General features: G+C 57.4%; 17 protein-coding genes and 1 riboswitch. Of the genes, 13 read left to right on the top strand and 4 right to left on the bottom strand.

The window, feature by feature from the left end; genetic code table 11:
* Positions 1 to 11: 11 nt before the first annotated feature.
* From HYPDE_RS03360 to HYPDE_RS03340, 4 genes are all read left to right on the top strand, one after another.
* Complete coding sequence (locus HYPDE_RS03360; protein ID WP_015596943.1) at positions 12 to 1,637, top strand: patatin-like phospholipase family protein; 1,626 nt, start codon at positions 12 to 14, stop codon at positions 1,635 to 1,637.
* A 48-nt stretch (positions 1,638 to 1,685) separates the two neighbouring features.
* A complete protein-coding gene (locus HYPDE_RS03355; protein ID WP_015596942.1) occupies positions 1,686 to 2,555 on the top strand; it encodes a hypothetical protein in 870 nt (289 codons plus the stop codon).
* A 273-nt stretch (positions 2,556 to 2,828) separates the two neighbouring features.
* Positions 2,829 to 3,218 (top strand): DUF2946 family protein, encoded by a 390-nt coding sequence (locus tag HYPDE_RS03345; RefSeq protein WP_015596941.1) that lies wholly within the window; start codon positions 2,829 to 2,831, stop codon positions 3,216 to 3,218.
* A gap of 165 nt (positions 3,219 to 3,383) precedes the next feature.
* The gene (locus tag HYPDE_RS03340; protein ID WP_244437768.1) at positions 3,384 to 5,636 is read left to right on the top strand and encodes a TonB-dependent receptor; all 2,253 of its coding nucleotides are present in this window, start codon (positions 3,384 to 3,386) and stop codon (positions 5,634 to 5,636) included.
* Positions 5,637 to 6,037: 401 nt separating this feature from the next.
* Here the strand turns inward: HYPDE_RS03340 and HYPDE_RS19020 are convergent, their stop codons facing one another.
* Positions 6,038 to 6,349, bottom strand: a complete 312-nt coding sequence (locus tag HYPDE_RS19020; RefSeq protein ID WP_144061170.1) for a hypothetical protein — start codon at positions 6,347 to 6,349, stop codon at positions 6,038 to 6,040.
* A 116-nt stretch (positions 6,350 to 6,465) separates the two neighbouring features.
* Here HYPDE_RS19020 and HYPDE_RS19015 point away from each other — a divergent pair, with 116 nt between their 5' ends.
* The 6 genes from HYPDE_RS19015 (at position 6,466) to dmeF (ending at position 11,771) form a co-directional block, all read left to right on the top strand.
* A complete protein-coding gene (locus HYPDE_RS19015; protein ID WP_144061169.1) occupies positions 6,466 to 6,852 on the top strand; it encodes a hypothetical protein in 387 nt (128 codons plus the stop codon).
* 525 nt (positions 6,853 to 7,377) lie between these two features.
* Positions 7,378 to 8,622 carry an MFS transporter gene (locus HYPDE_RS03335; RefSeq protein ID WP_041320800.1) on the top strand — a complete coding sequence of 415 codons (1,245 nt, stop codon included), beginning with the start codon at positions 7,378 to 7,380 and terminating at the stop codon, positions 8,620 to 8,622.
* A 122-nt stretch (positions 8,623 to 8,744) separates the two neighbouring features.
* A riboswitch (Fluoride riboswitch) is annotated at positions 8,745 to 8,805 on the top strand.
* 65 nt (positions 8,806 to 8,870) lie between these two features.
* Positions 8,871 to 9,245: a fluoride efflux transporter CrcB gene (crcB, locus tag HYPDE_RS03330; RefSeq protein WP_041320799.1), complete on the top strand. Its 375-nt coding sequence runs from the start codon at positions 8,871 to 8,873 to the stop codon at positions 9,243 to 9,245.
* Positions 9,246 to 9,538: 293 nt separating this feature from the next.
* Positions 9,539 to 10,369: a universal stress protein gene (locus HYPDE_RS03325; protein ID WP_015596934.1), complete on the top strand. Its 831-nt coding sequence runs from the start codon at positions 9,539 to 9,541 to the stop codon at positions 10,367 to 10,369.
* Between the two features lie 128 nt (positions 10,370 to 10,497).
* The gene (locus tag HYPDE_RS03320; RefSeq protein WP_015596933.1) at positions 10,498 to 10,770 is read left to right on the top strand and encodes a metal/formaldehyde-sensitive transcriptional repressor; all 273 of its coding nucleotides are present in this window, start codon (positions 10,498 to 10,500) and stop codon (positions 10,768 to 10,770) included.
* On the top strand, positions 10,767 to 11,771 hold the full coding sequence (gene dmeF / locus HYPDE_RS03315; protein WP_015596932.1) for a CDF family Co(II)/Ni(II) efflux transporter DmeF: 1,005 nt from the start codon (positions 10,767 to 10,769) through the stop codon (positions 11,769 to 11,771). The genes HYPDE_RS03320 and dmeF overlap by 4 nt, the downstream gene beginning before the upstream one ends.
* A 147-nt stretch (positions 11,772 to 11,918) precedes the next feature.
* Here the strand turns inward: dmeF and HYPDE_RS03310 are convergent, their stop codons facing one another.
* Positions 11,919 to 13,331, bottom strand: coding sequence for a PLP-dependent aminotransferase family protein (locus HYPDE_RS03310; RefSeq protein ID WP_041320796.1), 1,413 nt, complete (start codon positions 13,329 to 13,331; stop codon positions 11,919 to 11,921).
* A 99-nt stretch (positions 13,332 to 13,430) separates the two neighbouring features.
* Here HYPDE_RS03310 and HYPDE_RS03305 point away from each other — a divergent pair, with 99 nt between their 5' ends.
* The 3 genes from HYPDE_RS03305 (at position 13,431) to HYPDE_RS03295 (ending at position 15,477) form a co-directional block, all read left to right on the top strand.
* Positions 13,431 to 13,847, top strand: coding sequence for a cupin domain-containing protein (locus HYPDE_RS03305; protein ID WP_015596930.1), 417 nt, complete (start codon positions 13,431 to 13,433; stop codon positions 13,845 to 13,847).
* Positions 13,848 to 13,887: 40 nt separating this feature from the next.
* Positions 13,888 to 14,817: an NAD-dependent epimerase/dehydratase family protein gene (locus HYPDE_RS03300; protein WP_041320794.1), complete on the top strand. Its 930-nt coding sequence runs from the start codon at positions 13,888 to 13,890 to the stop codon at positions 14,815 to 14,817.
* Positions 14,818 to 14,994: 177 nt separating this feature from the next.
* Entirely contained in the window at positions 14,995 to 15,477 is a 483-nt protein-coding gene (locus HYPDE_RS03295; protein ID WP_015596928.1) for a hypothetical protein, read from the top strand.
* Between the two features lie 102 nt (positions 15,478 to 15,579).
* Here HYPDE_RS03295 and HYPDE_RS18415 read toward each other — a convergent pair whose 3' ends face one another.
* Both HYPDE_RS18415 and HYPDE_RS03285 read right to left on the bottom strand, forming a co-directional pair.
* Positions 15,580 to 16,362: a Hint domain-containing protein gene (locus HYPDE_RS18415; protein ID WP_015596927.1), complete on the bottom strand. Its 783-nt coding sequence runs from the start codon at positions 16,360 to 16,362 to the stop codon at positions 15,580 to 15,582.
* A gap of 449 nt (positions 16,363 to 16,811) precedes the next feature.
* Complete coding sequence (locus tag HYPDE_RS03285) at positions 16,812 to 19,202, bottom strand: TonB-dependent receptor (protein WP_144061168.1); 2,391 nt, start codon at positions 19,200 to 19,202, stop codon at positions 16,812 to 16,814.
* Between the last annotated feature and the right edge of the window lie 94 nt (positions 19,203 to 19,296).

The following is a 19,296-nucleotide window of genomic DNA, read 5'->3' as shown; positions in this document are numbered from 1 at the left end:
GCAGGTCGGGGATGAGGCTGAGATCCTATCTTGCCGCCGTCGCGGTCGGACTGGTCATTGTCGGCGCCGCGCGGGCCTATTTTGGACCAGTCCACACCGGTGTTCCCGTTGGTCGCTGCCTCCGGGGCGACATCGACCTCGATGACCCGAAGCCATTCGTCAAAACCGACCTCCCTGCCACGATCGTTGCCATCGCCGCCTCGGGTGGCGGCAGTCGCGCCGCCTATCTGTCGGCGGCGGTGCTTCGCGAAATTCGTCGCGCCGGTCCGGATTTGCTGCTTGGTCCCGCGGACGGCAAGGCGCGCAGTCTGCTCGACCAGGTCGCAGCCATATCATCCGTATCGGGTGGCTCGCTGGCCGCCGCCTATTTCACCCTCAACTCCGAAAAACTCAAAGCTGCCGACGCCGGCGCCAGGGATTGGACGACCTATCTCGACGATATGGCGATCGAGTACCGCAAGCGGCAATGGTACGGCGCAGCGGGGCTCAACCCACTCGCATGGGCGCGGTCTCTGACAACCGATTACAATCGCGGTGTCCTGGCACGGGATGACTACGACGCGACCCTCTTCAGTGGCGCGACCCTCACGCAACTGCCGGCCAGTCCCGCCCTCTACATCAACGCCTTCGATGTCGCCAACCATGTGCGTTTCGTGCTGTCGCGAAGCTACATCGACACCACCTTCTTTCAGCCTACGGGCTGGTGGGGGAAGCTGGCCGCGCCGCAGACGCTCGCGAGCGAGAATGACCTCGCATTCAACCGCATCGATCCGTCGAGCGTCCGCCTGGCCGATGCAGTCTACGCCTCCTCGGCATTCCCGATGGCCTACCCGAATCTCCCCCTCAAGCACTGCGGTTCGAAGATTTTGTTTCAGGGAAGTCAGATCTTCCTCGCCGACGGTGCGCTCGCCGACAACTCCGGATTGGTGACGCTATTGACCGAGCTTCGAGCCGATCTCGATCCCGATGCCAAACGTTCGACCGTCACCATTATCGCCATCGATGCGAGTGTCGATCGCATCGATGCCAATGGCACGAAGTTCCAGCAGACCGGCATCGAAGATCGCTATGCCTGGGAAGGCACCGTCTTTCATCACGCCGCCGAATCGATCTTCGGAGCCGTGGCGTTGCTGCAGGATTTGGGTTGGAAGTTTATCGAGAGTTCAGACACGGTGACGGATCAACTTTCGCTGAATTGGTCTCAGGAACTGACTCATCGCACAGGCGCCTGCGAGCCTTCGAGCAAGACATCCTGGAAAAACTCGTTCGAGTCGGGGGCGCTCGCCATGCGGCCGCTCATCATCCGCCTCGGCTTACGCGATGTCGTCAACCCTGACTTTGCGTCAACCTACAGCGACCGACTGCAGAATCGGCCAGAACTCACCGCGCTTCTTGCCGAGAACGGCATCGACGACGGCACCAGCTCGCTCTCCCGACATCTGAGCAAGCGGCTGCAGAACATTCCGACCGACTTCATGCTGACGGCCGCGGACCGCAAGCTCCTCGACCTCACGGCCTTCCTTCTCGTTCATGGCAAGCTCGCCGGCGATGTTGCGCAATGGAATACCGTCCGCGACATCGCGATCAAGACACCAATGCCGACGACGACGTGCAACACGTCGCCGCGATCGCATTGACGACTGCACATTGGGCGACGGAACCACGTTCGCAAAGGAGGGAGCTTCGTGGCAGTCATCTTTGTCCGCTACCTGCCGGTCTTCCTCCTCGGCTTCGGGGTCCTCGCTATGATCTTGACGGCACGACCGTTCCTGATCGGCAAAGAGATTGCGCAACGACACGCGCGTTTCAAATCCCTTCGCTCCTCATCTCCAATCCTCAACGGATTGATCGCCGTCTCGGTGGTCGGGAAACCCGTGCTCGAGTACTTTCAGAAGAATGACTGGAACCCTGACATATTGCCGTTCGGGCTTGCGCTCCCCATCACGCTGACGGCGAGCGCCAGCGTCTTTGCGCTCATCGGCTGCATCGTCTATTTTTTCTTTCGCGCCATCCGCAACATCAATTTCTTCAGCAATGCCAAGATCCGCTCGCCCTACGCGGCGTTCTTCATGCTGGTTCCGATTACCAACATCATCGTTGTCCCCTACCTTCAATATTTCACCCTCCATCGGAGCCGGCTGATTGCGTCCCCCGAATCGGCCTCCAAAGGGCGCGCGATGGCGCTGGTGTTCGCAGCGTACGCGCTGTTTTTGACCGGCCTTGTTTATGGTCGTCTCTCCGACGACATATCGCAGTCGACCGCCTACGATCCGCTCAGCCTCCTGGTGTTAAGCCTCAGCGCCGGCGGCGCTGGCGGCATCCTCACGTCGCGGGTGATCAGGAGCATCGCAGATGCGCAAGATGCATGCGCCCGCGGACGCGGTCTCCTTCCGCTGCAAGAATGCGACCCCAAGGCTGAACGACGCGCCCGATTGCAACAGCTCCTCCAGTCTGTCACGGTCGCCCTTCTCGTAATCGTCGCGGCCGCCACGGCGCTATTTCCGCAGCTCCCGAGCACGTTGGCGGCCGTCATCCTACAAAGCCTCGGGCTTTGAGAGCGATGAGCCGCTTTAGCCTTGGCATCTGCGCTTTACGCGACATGCAAAAAGTCCCGGCACGCTCCACCAACAGCTCTTTGATTTTCGACAAAGCCGGAACAGTGGCGGTCAAATAAAAATCGGAATCGATCGGGGGAGCAATTCCGATAAGGGGAAAGCATATGAACATTCGAGAATGCAATACGATCATGCGCAGCCCTAGAAAGTAGTGGTGTTTGCGGAGATCGGCGCGCAAACGAAACAGCCGAATGACCATACGGGAGCGTCGCGGTGGCGCGAAAGACAAGAGCAAACCGCAGGACGATCTCGGCAGCACTCACGCTGCTGGGCGTAATATTCTACGCCTCCCTTCTATCGAACCACCTTGTTTCTGAATTCCGGCAAATGCTGGCTGCCGCGGATTCCGGCAGTTTTTCCGATGATATTTGCCATGCCGGACAATCGCACAGTTCCAAACCGGTCAAAGATGCTCCGAGCTGCCCCTTCTGCAAGGGTCTCGCGGCGTTCCAGCTCGCCGTAACTGCGACGGCACCGATCGTCCGGCCGATTGAAGTTTCTGGCCAACGTATCCGTGAGAGCGAAAGTACGCTGCTCGCCATTAGGTTCATTATCAACGCCCGCAGCCGCGGTCCCCCACCCGCGCGCACGGCGATCGCCTGATCTTCATCGCGACATCCAATTCACATCTGGAATTTTGAAATTTGGCTTGCGGCCCCGGCACGATCGGGAGGCTGCCGCTGCCAATTGGGGAAATGCATTATGTACGTCACTCGACGAGCAAGGCTGCTCTGCGCGGCCGCAGGTACCATCGTTGCGTCATATGCCTTGAGCAGAGGAGCTCATGGGCAGGAAGAGGGAACTCCGCTGCCGGAGGTCGTCGTTCAGCAGAAGACGCACAGCCATTCTGCGACCAAGACCAAGAAACATCAGACCAGACCGGTCGCAATCCAAGCCACGGCCACCTCACCACAATCGGCACGGCAGCAATCGTTTTCGGGCCAGCCGCCTGCAGCTACCGAAGTTGCCGGGATTGGCTCGAAAGGCTTGGCCATTCCCCTCACTACAACTCGTCTTTCGGGAGAGGCAATCCAGTCTCAATTGCCGGGCACCAGCGACACCGCACAACTTCTCACGAAAGCGCCCGGCATCAGCATCTTTTCGTCCGGTGGACTCTCCGGCTTGCCGGCAATCAACGGGCTCAACGACGACCGCGTGAAGATCCTGCTCAACGGCATGGTCGTGACGTCGGCGTGCACAAACCACATGAACCCTCCATTGTCCTACATCGACCCCTCGCAGGTGGCCATCGCCGACGTCATTGCCGGCGTCACACCGGTCAGCAATGGCGGCGATAGTCTTGGCGGTACGGTCGTCGTTGAATCCATGCCGCCCCATTTTGCAAACATCGGCGACGGCGTCAGAACTTCGGGGAGCCTCTCAGCATTCTACCGGAGCAACGGTGATGGCGTCAGCACGGCGGCCCATGCGGAAGCCGCAACGCAAAACGTAAGCCTCGGCTATTCCGGCGCCTGGACGAAGGCAAACGACTATGCGCGCGGAGACGATGGTCCGATTGTCCGCTCCACGCTTTACGAGGCGCAAAACCACGCGCTCACCTTTGCCGCAAAAAATGGCGGTGACCTCTTCACGTTCCAGGGAGTTTATGCGGAGATCCCGTATCAGGGGTACGTCAACCAACGCATGGATATGGTGCAGAACGAAGCGTGGCTGTTCAACGCGCGCTATCTCACGCATTTCGATTGGGGAACGCTAGACGTCCGGGCATTCTATCATACGACCGAGCACCGCATGGACATGCTGGCCGACAAATCCGGCAGAATGCCGATGGACGTCGACGGAACGGATCTCGGCTATTCGATCAAAACGGAAATTCCGCTCACGACTGCGGACGTTCTGAGAATGGGAAACGAATTTCACCGCGAAACACTCAACGACTGGTGGCCGCCCGTTGCGGGGATGGCGCCGATGATGGGGCCGGATACCTTCATCGACATCAACCACGGAACGCGTGAACGTCTTGGCACATTCGTTGAGTGGGAACACCAATGGGCTCCCGCGTGGAGTACTCTTATCGGCTTTCGCAATGACATGGTCTGGATGGATACGGGCGACGTGAAAGGTTATAGCGCGATGTATGCCGCAGACGCCGCGGCCTTCAATGCGCGCGGCCATCAACGTACCGATGCGAACTTCGACGTGACGGCACTTGCACGCTACGAGCCGACTGCGAACGAGACCTATGAGATTGGCTACGCGCGAAAGACGCGCTCTCCCAATCTCTACGAGCGTTACGCCTGGAGCACGGGCGACATGGCCGCAGACATGATCGGCTGGTATGGCGACGCCAACGGCTATGTCGGAAATCTCGATTTGAAGCCGGAGGTCGCTAACACCGTGAGCTTCACCACGGGGTGGCATGACCGGCAACGGCGCCTGTGGGATGTGAAGGTCACGCCCTACTATACTTACGTCGAAGATTACATCGATGCGGACTACTTAAAGACCCAAGGGGGAATGAGCATGGGTGGCATGGGCATGGTGATGCCGTCATCGGAGTTCGTCACCCTGCGCTTCGCCAACCACGATGCGCAGCTCTATGGCGTGAACGTATCAGGTAGTGTCGAGCTCTGGGATAGCCACGAGTTCGGTCTGTTCGGACTCTCTGCGTTGGTCGGATACGTTAACGGCGAAAACCTCGATAGTGGCGACACGCTCTATCATATGATGCCGCTCAATGCGCAGCTGACCCTGAACCACCAGCTCGGCAACTGGTCGAATGCGGTGCAGTTGACGCTCGTTAATGCCAAGACGGAGATCAACGATCTCCGTAACGAACCGACGACGCCCGGTTATGCCTTGGTTGACCTGCGGTCCAGCTATCAGTGGGAGAACGTACGGTTCGACTTCGGTATCAGCAATCTACTCGATAAGCTCTATTACCCGCCGCTCGGCGGTGTGGACTGGGCTGACTACAATGCCGACGGACGGGTTGGACTTATCTCGCCCGTCCCCGGTCAAGGCCGATCCTTCAATGCCGGCGTAACAGTGGCTTTCTAACTATAGCAGCGTAGCCGGCGCCAGACCGTCGCCGGTTACGCTTCTTATAATTTAACATTAGCAGACTGGGGCTTGCTCGATGCCGACGAATTAAAATTCATGCTTAGATGATCGGTTTGCTTTCTCAGCCTGTCAATTTGAGGCGTACAGACTTCGACCCATTGCCATAAGTCGCTGCCTGACTATCGTGCTCTCAGCCCCGAGCTTGCAGTGCGTAAAGCAGGCAAAGTCGCCAATAGATTTGCGACTGTCCGGCGTGGACTCATCACCGAGAGACTTTCGCCATTCTGTACTCAGTTGGACGCGGGCCATCGCTCGGCTGAGGCCGTTGCAGCTATCTATAAATGCATTGTGAGCGGCAGTTCTCTGCCGGTCAACTTCGGCACGCTCCTCCGCATTGTCTAAGAAAAGCCAACTAATCCCCATTGGCCCGCAGTACACCCGTTGAGGGCACGCTCGGCGGCAGAATATCCGGGAATTACTGATCCGTACAGCGATTGAACGAAATTACCTATTTGAGCGCCCGCTTTTTGAACTCCTGAAGCAACATCGCTCCATAACTTTGCACTCAAATTCTCATCATTAAAGAGATGAGCGAATGAGGCGGTGATGGCGCCGTTAGAGAACTTACCTCCTGTGATCTCTGAGGCGAGACCGCCAGCGGTTGCGGCGAAGGCGGTGCGCACGTAGAAGCCGTCCGGCGATGTCGGCACCGGCGAAGCCGCCGGTCAGGCGATCTCGACCGTCACCCATGCCGTCGTCGGTGGCGCACTCTCGGTTGCGCAGGGCGGCAGCTTCCTCGAAGGCTTCGCTTCGGCCGGACTCGGCAGTGTCCGACCATGCCTCCTGCCTGCACGATGGGGTGCAGGAAGTTGCCGACCTCCATACGTTCATCGATAAAAACGAGACCCTATGGTCTTTATGGCGCCGACGACGGAGCCTCCCGCGGCAAGTGCCATACCTCCTGCTGCCGCAAGACACGCAGGCACGGCCAAGGCGCACGCCGGCATCCGTATTTCAACGCCCACGTTTCCGTGTTTTGAATCCATCGGAAAAACTGGAAAACCCAAGTTTATCAGGTGCCCGGGCGACTTATCGCGCCAATTCCGTGTATTTTTGTATGTTTTCCGTGTTCTTCGGGGGCGAAACATGGAAAATCAAACCAGAGACTCGTTCGCTGCAGAACTGCCAGCACAGCCACAATTTTAAAAAATAAATAAAATCAAATAGTCAACTGCTCAATTGGTTTTACAAGCGGTCTTACACGCATCCCTCGGACAAATTGGCTTGGTGACGCTTGGCGAGTGCCGTCGAAGGACAAATTCGGGATGGAAGCTTTATCGGACAGCAAGAGTTCGCCTATGGCGCGATCCCACGTGCGGAAGTCGCCCCACGATCGACTTGACACCAGTGGTGTGACTCAACGCTTGTCTGCATTCCATGCGGATATCGTAATCGCCATGCGGTGCCGACAAGTGGTTATACGAGAGCAGACATAGATCGAAGACCAGACAGCGTCGGGCGGGAAATCTAGGCGACGTCTGCAGTCGCGAGTAGCCGTCGAGCAGCGACCGCCTGCCTGCTCGGCCGAAACTTCAGTTTGAAGCGTGCTTTCAACTTCAACCTGATACTATGACGGCATTTGATCGGTCGCCGTCGTCAGGTTTGAGTGTAAGAAAATTTTTAAATCACTTTCCGTTGCGACGTTCGACAGGTCTTCGACGTGACAAGAACCAATGAGATTAGCAATCAGGCGGGAGAGAGCGCAGCCGCGTCGGAGACACCGGCATTTTCCGAAACGCGCCGAGGTATTCCAGCGGGCATTTGGGCACTCGGTTTTGTCTCGATGTTGATGGATATCTCCTCGGAGATGATCTATGCACTTCTTCCCGTCTACATGGTGACAGCGCTCGGAACCTCGACGCTGGCCGTCGGCGTCATAGAGGGTATCGCCGAGGCTACTGCCTCCATCACCAAAGTCTTTTCCGGTGCTCTCAGCGATTGGCTCGGAAAGCGCAAGCTTCTTGCTGTCCTCGGCTATGGCCTCGCGGCCTTCACCAAACCGATCTTTCCACTCGCCTCTTCGCTTGAGGGGCTCGTCGCCGCCCGCTTCATCGATCGGGTTGGAAAGGGCATCCGAGGCGCCCCACGTGACGCTCTAGTTGCCGACATTGCTCCGCCCGAATTGCGCGGCGCGAGCTTCGGCCTGCGTCAATCGCTCGACACTGTCGGCGCTTTTCTCGGTCCGCTTCTCGCCATCGCCCTGATGTGGCTGATGGCGAACCATTTCCGGATGGTGTTCTGGATCGCAGTCATTCCGGCCTTCTTGTCCGTGATCGTCCTGTTGGTTGCCGTCAAGGAGCCGGAGCGGCCACACGACGTCCGCAGCATCCGCATGCCGCTTCATCACGCTGAACTCGGCCGCCTTGGTGCGCGCTATTGGTGGGTAGTGGCGATCGCAACAATGTTCACGCTCGCCCGATTCAGTGAAGCCTTCCTGATCCTGCGTGCCCAGTCGATTGGCCTGCCGCTCGCACTCGTGCCGATCGTGCTGGTGATCATGAGCCTCGCCTATTCACTATCCGCCTATCCGGCGGGAATCCTGTCCGATCGAATGGACCGGATGATGATTCTGATTATCGGTTTGGCTCTGCTCCTCGTCGCCGATCTGGTGCTGGCCCTCGCCTCCGGCATTCTCGGTGTTGGCGCAGGTGTCGTGCTCTGGGGCCTTCATATGGGTCTGACCCAGGGCCTTCTCTCAACGCTTGTCGCCGATACTGCGCCGTCAGAGTTGCGCGGCACAGCGTTCGGCATGTTCAATCTCGTCACTGGTCTGGCGCTACTCGCCGCCAGCTTAATTGCCGGAGCACTCTGGGATGTAGCTGGGCCTGAGGGGACTTTCCTCGCCGGCGCTATTTTTGCAGCGCTGACCATTCTAGGTCTGCTTGCCACCCGTGACCGATTGAGAAGTCTGCGCACCACCTGAACAGGCACCAATCGGATACCAGCAAGGATGTATGACGAAATGACCAAGCGATCGCCCTGAAACGAAAGATTGCACGTCAAGTCGCCACACTTGTGTCGACGGGAACATTCAGTCATGTTTCGTCGCGCGATGGGGATGGAGTCCCCCGATAACCGCCATAAGGCTGATGGCTCCTACCGAGCGCTTTCGCGCGGGTAGGGCTTTTTTTCTGTCCTTTTTCGCCGAAGCATAAGCGAATGAGGAGTAAGATGCGCACATTATTGATCGTGTTTGTAGGTTCCGGAGTGGGCGGCGCCGGCCGCCACTTTCTGAATACCTGGATAACTCGGCTGTCAGGCTCTGATTTTCCATTTGGTATTCTGACAATTAACATTGTCGGATCATTCGCTATGGGCCTTGTGGCAGGGTGGTGGGCTTTCAAAAGCAATGCTCCTCAGGACCTGAGATTGTTTCTCGCCACAGGGATCCTCGGAGGCTTCACGACATTCTCAACTTTTTCGTTGGATGCAGGTGTGCTCATAGAGCGAGGCCAGCACCTTTCCGCTCTTGGCTATGCTCTCGGGTCGGTGGTATTTTCCGTACTAGCGCTAATGGCTGCGATGGCGCTGATCCGCTCTTTGTGAGCTGGCGAAGCAATCGCGTCAGCGGACGAGAATTGTCCGACAGAACCAACCGCGCATGCCGATACTGCGTGATGGTAGAGTTGGCATTCGTGGCGTCGACGTCAGCGTCCGCAACTTCAGCGACGCTGCATGCGCGAGGCAAGCTATGAAAACTTTTGACATGACCCCAAGCGCGCGGCTGACCCCCATGCCACAAACAGGTGGTCATTCATGGCGAGGCCAAAACTTGCTTCGCTTGCCCGTTGGCACATCTTCGCGCCCGAGTTCTGAGCAGAAGTTCGAGAGAGGCGTTCATGACCACCCGTATTCTGGCGGTTCTCGCCGAGGCGGCGACCGCGCCTGCATGCCTTGATGCGGCAGAAGCTGCCGCTCGAGCACTGCAAGATGCTACAATAGAAGCACTTCACGTGATCGTAGATCCGCACGCTCTAATCGCCCCAAGCGAGGAGATTTCGTACCAAGAGCTTCGAGAACTTTATGAAGGATCAGCTCAAGAACGAGCCGCGAACACTCATCGCGCTTTCGAACGTTGGCAGAAATCCCACCCACATCCAGTCCCCCAAATACCGTTGAAGTGGAAAGAAATGGTCGGCGCCGAACAAGCGACGCTGATCAATGAAGCAAGAGACTTCGACATCCTGGTCCTAGCGCGCGCAAAGAATGTCGACGGCGTCGACGCGCTTCACGCCGCAATTTACGAAACGGGACTTCCATTTATCCTCGTCCCGTCCGAATGGAGACTTCTTGCTGGAACTACATTCGGCGAGCGCATCGTCGTTGCCTGGAACGGCACCCAAGCCTGCCGTAAGGCAGTATCAGGCGCTTCGCCATGGCTTCGGGAGGCTAAAGATATCATTGTCCTAACCGTCGAGGAGGATGGGACACCTATTGAGTTTTTCTCCGAGATAATTGCGGTTGATCAGGCACAAATTCAAATCAGACACGTGAGACGCGACCGAAGCGAATCGTTGGGAAGCCAACTTCTACACAAAGTGCACGCATACGGAGCAGATTTGCTGGTCATGGGAGCTTACCGGCACAACCAATTCATAGAGTGGTTGGTAGGCAATACGACCAGGCAAGTTCTCGCGAACATGGATATACCGCTCATTGGAGCCCACTGACTCGTCCGAACCAGATCGCGTGTAGCTCAGGATACAAAACTAGCTCGCGATCCCTCGTCCTCCGCAAGAACAGCAGCGGCGCAGGATGAGCTGGTTAATTCGCCAAATATAGGGTAGACCCCTATATTATGAGCCATACAGTCAAGCAGAAAGCCAAACTCCAATCTCGCGTCCGGCGGCTTAAGGGCCAGTTGGAAGCCGTCGAGCGAGCACTCGAAGCGGAACGGCCTTGTGCGGAAGTGTTGAACCTCGTCGCATCGATACGTGGCGCGATCACAGGCCTGACGACTGAACTGATCGAGGATCACATTCGCGAGCACGTCGTTACCGCACATGATGCCCGAGCCCGTACGGAGGGCGCCGAAGAGCTGATCGAAGTCATAAGGACCTATCTCAAATGAGTGGCGTACATGAACAAACGGCCGGGCCGACCGGCCACTCCCACGTCTTCCTCGGCGAAAATCACGAACGCAACGAGCGTCGAACACGACTCGTGATTGCGTTGACCGTGACCATGATGATCGGAGAGATCATCGCTGGCGCCGTCTTCGGATCAATGGCACTCGTTGCTGACGGCTGGCACATGGCGACGCACGCCGTGGCGATGACAATCGCGGCGCTCGCGTACTTCTACGCACGCCGCAATGCGGATAACCCGCGCTTCACGTTCGGGACCGGAAAAATGGGCGACCTCGCCGGTTTCGCGAGCGCAATCGTCTTGGCATTGATCGCGCTGCTCATCGCTTGGGAAAGCCTAGCGCGGCTGCGAAGCCCTGTGCCAATCTACTTTCAAGAAGCCATTGCTGTCGCGTTCCTGGGACTTGCGGTGAACATCGCTTGCGCGTGGCTTCTTAAGGACGATCACGAACATCACCACGATCATGGCGGCCATCACCATCATCACGATCACCATGAGTACGCCCATGATGGTCACGTTCATCCGAAGGTCGCGGGCACCGACAACAATCTTCGTGCGGCATACGTCCATGTCCTGGCCGATGCGCTGACCTCGGTTCTGGCCATCATGGCGCTAACGCTGGGCGGCTTCTACGGTTGGATTTGGCTAGATCCCGCGATGGGCATTGTGGGCGCTCTCGTAATCGCAAATTGGTCTTGGGGATTGATCAGGGATGCGGGTGGGGTGCTGCTCGACTACGTCCCAGTCAGCCAAAAGTTACCCAATGAAATCCGCGCTGCCGTCGAATGCGATGCAGACAACATTACCGATCTGCACGTCTGGCAACTGGGGCCGGGTCACCACGGCGCCATTGTCGCGATCGCTTCCAGCGAGCCGAAGCCGCCGTCTCACTACCGGCAAAAGCTGGCGCATCTGCACAAGCTCTCGCACGTGACAATCGAAATCGAAAAGGCCGGCGCTTTGCCCGCGAACCTCGCGGGCTAGCTGCCTCGACGCTACATCGTCATCGCGATGTGAGGGGAGCTGATCTTGCGGATAGCATGAAGGCCATCAGTGTTCGCGCCGAGCAGAAAGGCCGGACACATGGGCGCTACCGACCAGCTCTTGCGTGACACAATTCGTACAAGACTTTCATTTGAACCGCTCGATGATGTCGGAAAGACGGTCGCACCATCGATCCAGGTGCGTCTTTGGCGCGGTACCAATGCCGAGCAGAAGCCCCGACCGTGCGGAAGCCGGCTGTACATACCAGACAGACAGTGGGGCAGGCGCCATTCCAAACGTGAGGGCGTTTTTGGCGATGGAGGTGTCGGGCGCACCATCGGGCAATCTCAACAGCGCTGCCAAACCCGCTGTTGTAATGCTTAGAGCTTCGACCTTCAGCTGAAGACGCTCGAGCAGTGCGTCACGCTGAGTGGAGTAGGCACGTTTGGCGCGCCGAAGATAGCGGAGATAGTGGCCTTCGCGCATGAATTCGGCCGTCGCAAGCTGCACGGACGGCCCGGGTGGCGGCGCAAGGCACGCAGCAACCTCTGCGAAGCGTGACATGAGCGAGACGGGTGCCACGAGGAAACCGAGGCGCAATGCAGGACTGATGGTCTTGCTGAAGGAGCCGATGTGGATGACGCGCTCACCGCGATCAAGTGAGGCGAGCGCCGGCGCGGCCCGACCCTCGAGCTGCAGCTCGCTTAGATAGTCGTCCTCAATCACCCAAACGCTTTCTAGAGCTGCCCACTCAAGCAGACGCAATCGCCGCTCGAGCGATAGAGTAACTCCGAGCGGCGCCTGCTGTCCGGGAGTCACGACAACCAGTTTTGCATCCGGGAAGTGGCGCAGCCCATAGTCGACTTCGATACCGTTGGCGTCGACCGGTATGGGTGCTACGCGTAATCTTGCGAGTTCCAGGCCGCGACGAGCGAACGGGAAGCCAGGATCCTCTGACCAGGCTTTTTGACCCTCGAGGCCGAGCCCACGGAGCGCCAGTCCGAGGCCGCTGCTGTACCCGCCGGTGATGATGACCTGCGAGGGAGAGCATTCGATGCCACGCGCGATGGCAAGATAAGCTGCGATTTCCCACCGTAATGCAGGCTCACCGCGAGGGTCCGGATAGATCGGTGCTGCGCCTGCTTCGGCGCGCACGGCATGGGCGCGGATGCGTGCGAACAGCGTGGCTGGAAATATGTCTGCTGCGGGAACCCCCATCTGGAACATGGCCGGCCCCTGGATCATCTGCAGGTACATTTCCATGAACGAGCCGGTGTCGGGCGGCTGTTCCTTCCGGATGACTGCGCGAGGCCGCTCCGCAACCTGGGTTCCGGTCGCCCACGACGCGACAATGAGCTGCGCCGCGGACAACTTTTCGTAGGCTGTGCGCACGGTCCCACGCGCGACCCCGAGTTGCGACGCGAGGTCTTGCCAAGATGGCAGACGCACACCCGGGGCGAGCACGCCGCTCTCAATCGCCGCGCCGATACCGTTTCGGATCTGCTCGGTTAGTGGCATCTTCGCGGAGCGGTCTATTTTCAATTGGAACTGCTTGGCCATATCATCGTGGTACACGATTTTTATGCGTTCTTGGTGCTTTTTTCCGGCCCAGACAGAGCGCATTTGTCGACAACAAGGATACGGAAAAGGAGCACGACAATGAGGGTGCGAACTGTACTCGGCGCTGCATTCGCCGCCGTTGCCATCGCCGCTGCTACGCCAGCCTTGGCGCATGACGGCGGCGACCACGTCACTAAGAATTTCGAGCAGGCGATACCCAACATTCCCGGCAAGTCGCTGATCGCCTTCGTCGTGGATTACGCGCCGGGTGGCGCCTCGCCCCCGCATACCCACGCAAAGTCGGGCTTCATCTACGCCTACGTCATTTCCGGAAGCATCGAGTCGAAGGTCAACGATGGCGCAAGCCGCGTCTACAAGGCAGGTGAGAGTTGGTCTGAACCCCCCGGGGCAACGCATTCTATTAGCCGCAACGCAAGCAAGACCGAGCCGGCAAAACTACTCGCCGTCTTCGTCGTCGATACCGACGACAAGGCGCTGACTACCCCTATTAAATGACACAGGCCCCAACGAGTGGGTGTTTCGCAAGGAGCTGATCATGCGCGTATTCATCGCCGGCGCGACAGGAGCTATCGGATTGCCGCTCGCGCGGGCATTGTGCACGCGCGGCGATCAGGTCATCGGCATGACTCGCGCAGGCAAAAGCGTTGACCGCCTGCGCGAGTTGGGGGTCGAGGTCTCCTATGCCGATGCTTTCGATGCCAAGTCCGTCTTGCAAGCGATCGAAAAGGCCAAACCGGATGTGGTCATCGACCAGCTGACCTCGCTTCCTGCCAACCCCGTAGAGATCATCAAATGGTTGCCCAATGATACCCGCCTCCGCCGCGACGGCGGCGCCAATTTACTTTCGGCAGCCAAAGCAGCCGGTGTAGGACGCTACATCATCCAATCGCGCGGTTTCTATCTCGACGCTGCCGATGGACAGCTCGCCGACGAGACTGCCAAGCTTCGGGTCGATGCGCCGAACAATATCGGCAACAGCGCGCGCGCAACCGCTGAATATGAAGATCAGGTTCTAGCAACGTCATCGCTCGATGGTGTCGTGCTGCGCTACGGCTTCTTCTATGGTCCAGGTACGTGGTACCGACCCGACGGAGCCATTGCGGATATGGTGCGAAACCGCGAGTCGGCTGTCATCGGAGCGGGAAACGGCGTCTGGTCATTCGTCCATATCGACGATGCTGTCGCCGCAACGGTCTCGGCGCTGACCGACGAACCCGGCGTGTACAACATCGTGGACGATAACCCCCTGCCTGTCGCCCAATGGCTTCCCGCCTTCGCTCGATGGGTTGATGCTGAGGAACCACCGCGGATGAGCGTCGAGGATGCGCTAAAGACCATCGGGGAGGAGGCCGTCTATTATCATACGCGCCTGACCGGAGCGTCGAACACCCGGGCAAAGGCACAACTCGCGTTCGCACCGCGGCCGCTTCTGTGGGCGCAAAAGTCTCCTGCAATTCGTCGGTGATCTGACAGGACTTCTCCTGCTGCGGGCTGACTCTGGTGACTGGCTGTTGGAGGTCCGGTTGAATCGGCGCTAACATGCCAACTAGATGAGTCAAAAACTCTCTTAGATCAAAACCTCAACTGTCCCGAAAATCCTGACGACGGACAAAATCAATCCTGTATTTGGACCAGAGAGGCCATGATGGGCACAGCGAAGAACCGAGTTTACCTGGCAGCTATCGTTGTGTTGCTGCTCATCATTGCGGCGATGGCCTACAAATTCGTTGTTGTCGGATCGACGCAGAAAGCCGAAGACGGACGTATTGCAGTCCTCCTGGAGCCTGGTGAGCGGAATTTGGTACTCAGGGAGATGCGTGCATTTGTTGAAAGTCTTCAGCTCATGTCGGATGCATTATCCAAAGACGATATGAAGGGTGTCGCTAAAGCAGCCCGTACGATGGGAATGGCCAGGTCTCAAGACGTGCCGCTTGCAATGGTTGGCAAACTACCGCTGGAGTTCAAAAAGCTCGCTTTCAGCGTGCATGGCCAGTTCGACGCCATCGCGGACGATGCCGAAACTATCGGCACGACCAAGCATACTCTTGGTCAGCTTTCCGAAGTTTTGCAGAAATGCGTCGCCTGCCACAACAGTTATCAGTTGAAGGCTCCGACAAGTAAGTAATGTACGAGTGCCGCTAGGATAGCGGCACATAAAAATCACCAACAGAGGAAAAATTGCGCGGCAGTTGACAGCGTTTCCCTCAACCCTCGCGGAGCTGTCTGGTCAGCCGGCGCAGCCATAGCCGCCTAAATTGGCTTCCGATCTTGCCTCAAGACGATCGCGAACTTTATCGTAGACATCGCGTTTATCGAACCAAGGCGAGACCGCACTTCTGAACCTTGATGCCAACTCGGCACGCCTACCGCTATCCCATAGCGGAGCGCAAGCCGCCATTGAGCCAACAAGCCGAGATTCAACCGGCAAGCCTTCGGCCCAGATCACTTGATGGTCTTCAAGTTCTACATTGAAGTAGGTCAGCGTGTGTGCGTCATAGTCCGTGCAACGGATAATAGACCTGCCATTCACCAGCTTACGCGCCGCTATGAGAATGCCGTCGATGTAGAGGGCATGTAAGGGCGACAAATAAAGGTCTCGTTGAGGAAAATTTGGTGCGATCGCCGAGCGACACACTTTTATGGGAGCAACGTCGTCAGGCCAGTTTCGATCGAGTTCTCGCTCAACAACCCAGGACGCAATTTTCTTAATCTCACGCATGCGACCGGATGCGGTCGGAAGTCTATCCCCTACATGAAGATCCTCGACCGCTCTCTCGCCACCTGCAGTGAGAATTTTCGTGCCGATGAGAAAGCAAGCTACGCCTTCATCGCAGTCCCACAAAGAGAAGCTGCGTTTTCCGCCAGACGCTGCGGCCTTTCCTGCTGCAAGGCTGGAAGCAACAAGTGCGCCCGCGGCGATACCCGCCATGGCCATAACATTCCGTCGCGTTCTCTTAAGGGCTACATCGCATTGATCTTCCGAGGGGGCTTTGGACGCTTCACCGGTCATTTCAGGCTCCCAAGACAATTAATTTGAATTCGAATGAATGCTTTAAGCAAATGAATGCCTTAAGAAAGCCCGTGTCCAGTATTTGCTCAATCTTTTGTATGAGATAGTTAAAATTTGAGGTTAAATGAGCCAATAGCTCAAGAGGCCGAGCGAAGTCGTTCCGCTCATTGCACCAGCTTGACAGCTCGCGTAGCGCAATGATCAGCCCCCACCGAGTGGCCCAGGTGGAATGTTAGTTCAGACGTCCTTCTTCTACCGCGCTTTGCAAACTCTCGCCCCCGATGATGTATTGGTGATCTGGAAGCTCAACCGCCTGGAACGCAGCCCGCCCATCTCATCCACGTTATTACGCAGCTGAGACCCACCAGGGCGAGACCCAATCATCACGCGTACCGAAAGACCCATGGCCCACGAGGCCCAAGGGTCTTTCTTTCACGCGTAGCGCCCGTTCAGAACGACGAGGTCAACGATACATAGAACGTTCTCGTCGCGCCGGGAATCAGGTTGTCGTTGCTACCAGCAGAGGCGATGTAATTCTCGTTGAAGATATTGATCGCGTTGAACTGGGCGCGCACGTGATCGTTGATTTGATAGTAAAGCGCCGCGTCCACAGTGGTGTATGCCAGTAGCTTGACGAGATTGGTTTCCGGCTGAAGCGACGCGTAAACGTCGGTGTGGTGCACGACACCAACTCCCGCCGCCCAATCGCGGGTAACTTGATACCGGTTCCAGAGTGAAATCGTATCGCTCGGCAACAACGGAAGCGGCGTTCCGGCTGGTAACGTGGCAGAGGTAGCGCTCGTGAGTTCACCGGTTTGGTGACCGTAGCCTGCCGCCACCTGCCAACGATCCGTGACGTAGCCTGTAAGCGTGACTTCCACACCATCGACTTCCGACTTGCCGGTCTGAATGAAGGTGCCATCCTGTTGGGCAAAGCGAATGTTTGTCCGATCGACCTCGTAGAAGGCCGTCGTGAACGCCAGTACCGGCGTGATATCCCACTTCAGACCGACTTCCTTATTCACGTATCTTTCGGGCGCGAGATCCTTGGTCGCGTTCGTGACACTTCCAAACTGATCCCCCGAGGCGGGCAAGTTCGTAACGGAATAACTGACGTAGAGCGACAGACTGTCTGTCGGCTTCACGATGATGCCGGCGCGGGGTGAGTAAAAGCTGTCGTCTTGACTGAAAGTGCCAGATGAAGGGGAACCGGGCGACAGGTTTGTCACCGAAGTGCCGAAGGTGTCATGGCGAACGCCGCCGACGATCTCCAGATACCGGCCGATCTCCCACTGATCTTGAACATAGAACGACTCGGCATTTGCCGTGACGCGGTTATGCGTCGTCGGCGTCGCGAAGGAAACCGGCGGCGAATAAATTGTAGGGTTCGTGAACGAGACGAAGCAGGTGCCATTCGGCAGACTGTTTCCAGGGCCGAAGGCGGCACACTGGCCATTAATGTTCGAGATATCGAACTGCCCGCTGTGCCGGAAATTGAAGGAGTGCTGCAATCCAAATTCCGCGCCCGCCAACAACGTATGACGCGTCCACCCGTCAGAAAACTTGTGGATGAAGTCCGTTTGGTTGAAGAGGTTTTCCCTGTTGTTGATGTTGTTGTAGGCGAGCAGCGGCACGAGGCCCGTCGTCGGGTCATACGCACCGCCCGGATAGATATTTTGGTATATCTTGTTGTAGTTGGCGTACTGCGTGACGTTTCGGATCTTGAGGCCGAAGTCCGTTGTGTGCTCGACCGTTGCAGATGTACGGTCTACGACAGCATTGACGAAGCTATCGTCTGGATTTCCAAAAAAAGTTGATGCCGAGGCCGGAGACGGCCCAACCGTTCCCAGAAAGCCCGCCGGGCGTTCAGAAGGGATACCCCGGTCTGCGGTGCGATGATCCTCGAAGTGTTCATAGTCGAGGATGACGGTTGTGCGCTTCCACGGTTTGAAAGCGAAAGTCGGATTTACGCCCCATCGTTCAAGATCGACATGATCGCGGTATGAGCCGCTATCCTCGTACATTGAGGTAACGCGAGCCGCGAACCCAGGGCTAATCGCCTTATCGAAATCGGTCGTGACTCTCCTATGATCGAAACTCCCGAATTCCACTGTTGCTTCATTATGCGTGTCCCAATCCGCCTGCTTGGTGATCCGATTGACGATGCCTCCGGCACCGCCACGTCCGAAGGCAAGGGCCGCCGGGCCTTTTAAGATCTCGAGGCGCTCAGTGTTATAGAGATCGCGGAAGATTTGCGCATCGTCACGCACGCCATTCACGAAGAAGTCGGCAGTAGAGGCGACTTGCCCGCGAATGGAAACCTGATCACGATTGCCTTCGCCATGGTGAACTTCAATGCCAGGCACGTATTTGATGACGTCGCCGATGCTCTGGCTCGCCTGATCCCTGATCTGCTTGTCCGTAACAACGGAGACCGATTGAGGTACGTTTCTCAGCGGCGTATCGGTCTTCGTTGAACTGCTGGATTTGGTCGCTCTATAGCCGATATCGCCTTGTGCATCAGGTTGCGGAATCCCAGGCACGTCGCTTGTCGGCGCCGCTGAAGCTGCAGCCGCCACTGAAGCGTTTTCGCCCGATAGCTTTGCTCTACTTGCCGTCGCTTTGCCAGACCCCTTCTTGGCGGTTTTGGTTTTCTTTCCGTTGTTGCCCTTAGCTTTGTCGCTCACCTGAACAGAAACCGGCGGAAGCTCCATTGCTTTGTTTTCTTGGGCGGCCGCTTCGACGGCTGCGGCGGCAATACCGACCGACGAGATGCCCAACAAAAGCGCACACGCGCGCGCATTCGACTTTACGCGAGACCGTTCATTTCTATCGTTCACAGCGACGTCCCTCAAAAATCCCCCAGCTCCTTTTGAGGACAATTATTTCAAGAAAAAGTCAAGAATATTTGGATGCATGATGCTTGCGCGTTTT

This window comes from Hyphomicrobium denitrificans 1NES1 (genome assembly GCF_000230975.2).
GTDB lineage: Bacteria > Pseudomonadota > Alphaproteobacteria > Rhizobiales > Hyphomicrobiaceae > Hyphomicrobium_B > Hyphomicrobium_B denitrificans_A.
The sequence above is the reverse complement of the archived record's forward strand: the minus strand, read 5'-3'. Positions and strand labels throughout refer to the sequence as shown.

Coding starts and splice junctions, on each gene's coding strand:
- HYPDE_RS03360 (WP_015596943.1), top strand. CDS start 12: ATGAGGCTGAGATCCTATCTTGCCGCCGTCGCGGTCGGACTGGTCATT.
- crcB (WP_041320799.1), top strand. CDS start 8,871: ATGCGCACATTATTGATCGTGTTTGTAGGTTCCGGAGTGGGCGGCGCC.
- HYPDE_RS03325 (WP_015596934.1), top strand. CDS start 9,539: ATGACCACCCGTATTCTGGCGGTTCTCGCCGAGGCGGCGACCGCGCCT.
- HYPDE_RS03320 (WP_015596933.1), top strand. CDS start 10,498: ATGAGCCATACAGTCAAGCAGAAAGCCAAACTCCAATCTCGCGTCCGG.
- dmeF (WP_015596932.1), top strand. CDS start 10,767: ATGAGTGGCGTACATGAACAAACGGCCGGGCCGACCGGCCACTCCCAC.
- HYPDE_RS03310 (WP_041320796.1), bottom strand. CDS start 13,331: ATGGCCAAGCAGTTCCAATTGAAAATAGACCGCTCCGCGAAGATGCCA.
- HYPDE_RS03305 (WP_015596930.1), top strand. CDS start 13,431: ATGAGGGTGCGAACTGTACTCGGCGCTGCATTCGCCGCCGTTGCCATC.
- HYPDE_RS03300 (WP_041320794.1), top strand. CDS start 13,888: ATGCGCGTATTCATCGCCGGCGCGACAGGAGCTATCGGATTGCCGCTC.
- HYPDE_RS03295 (WP_015596928.1), top strand. CDS start 14,995: ATGATGGGCACAGCGAAGAACCGAGTTTACCTGGCAGCTATCGTTGTG.
- HYPDE_RS18415 (WP_015596927.1), bottom strand. CDS start 16,362: ATGACCGGTGAAGCGTCCAAAGCCCCCTCGGAAGATCAATGCGATGTA.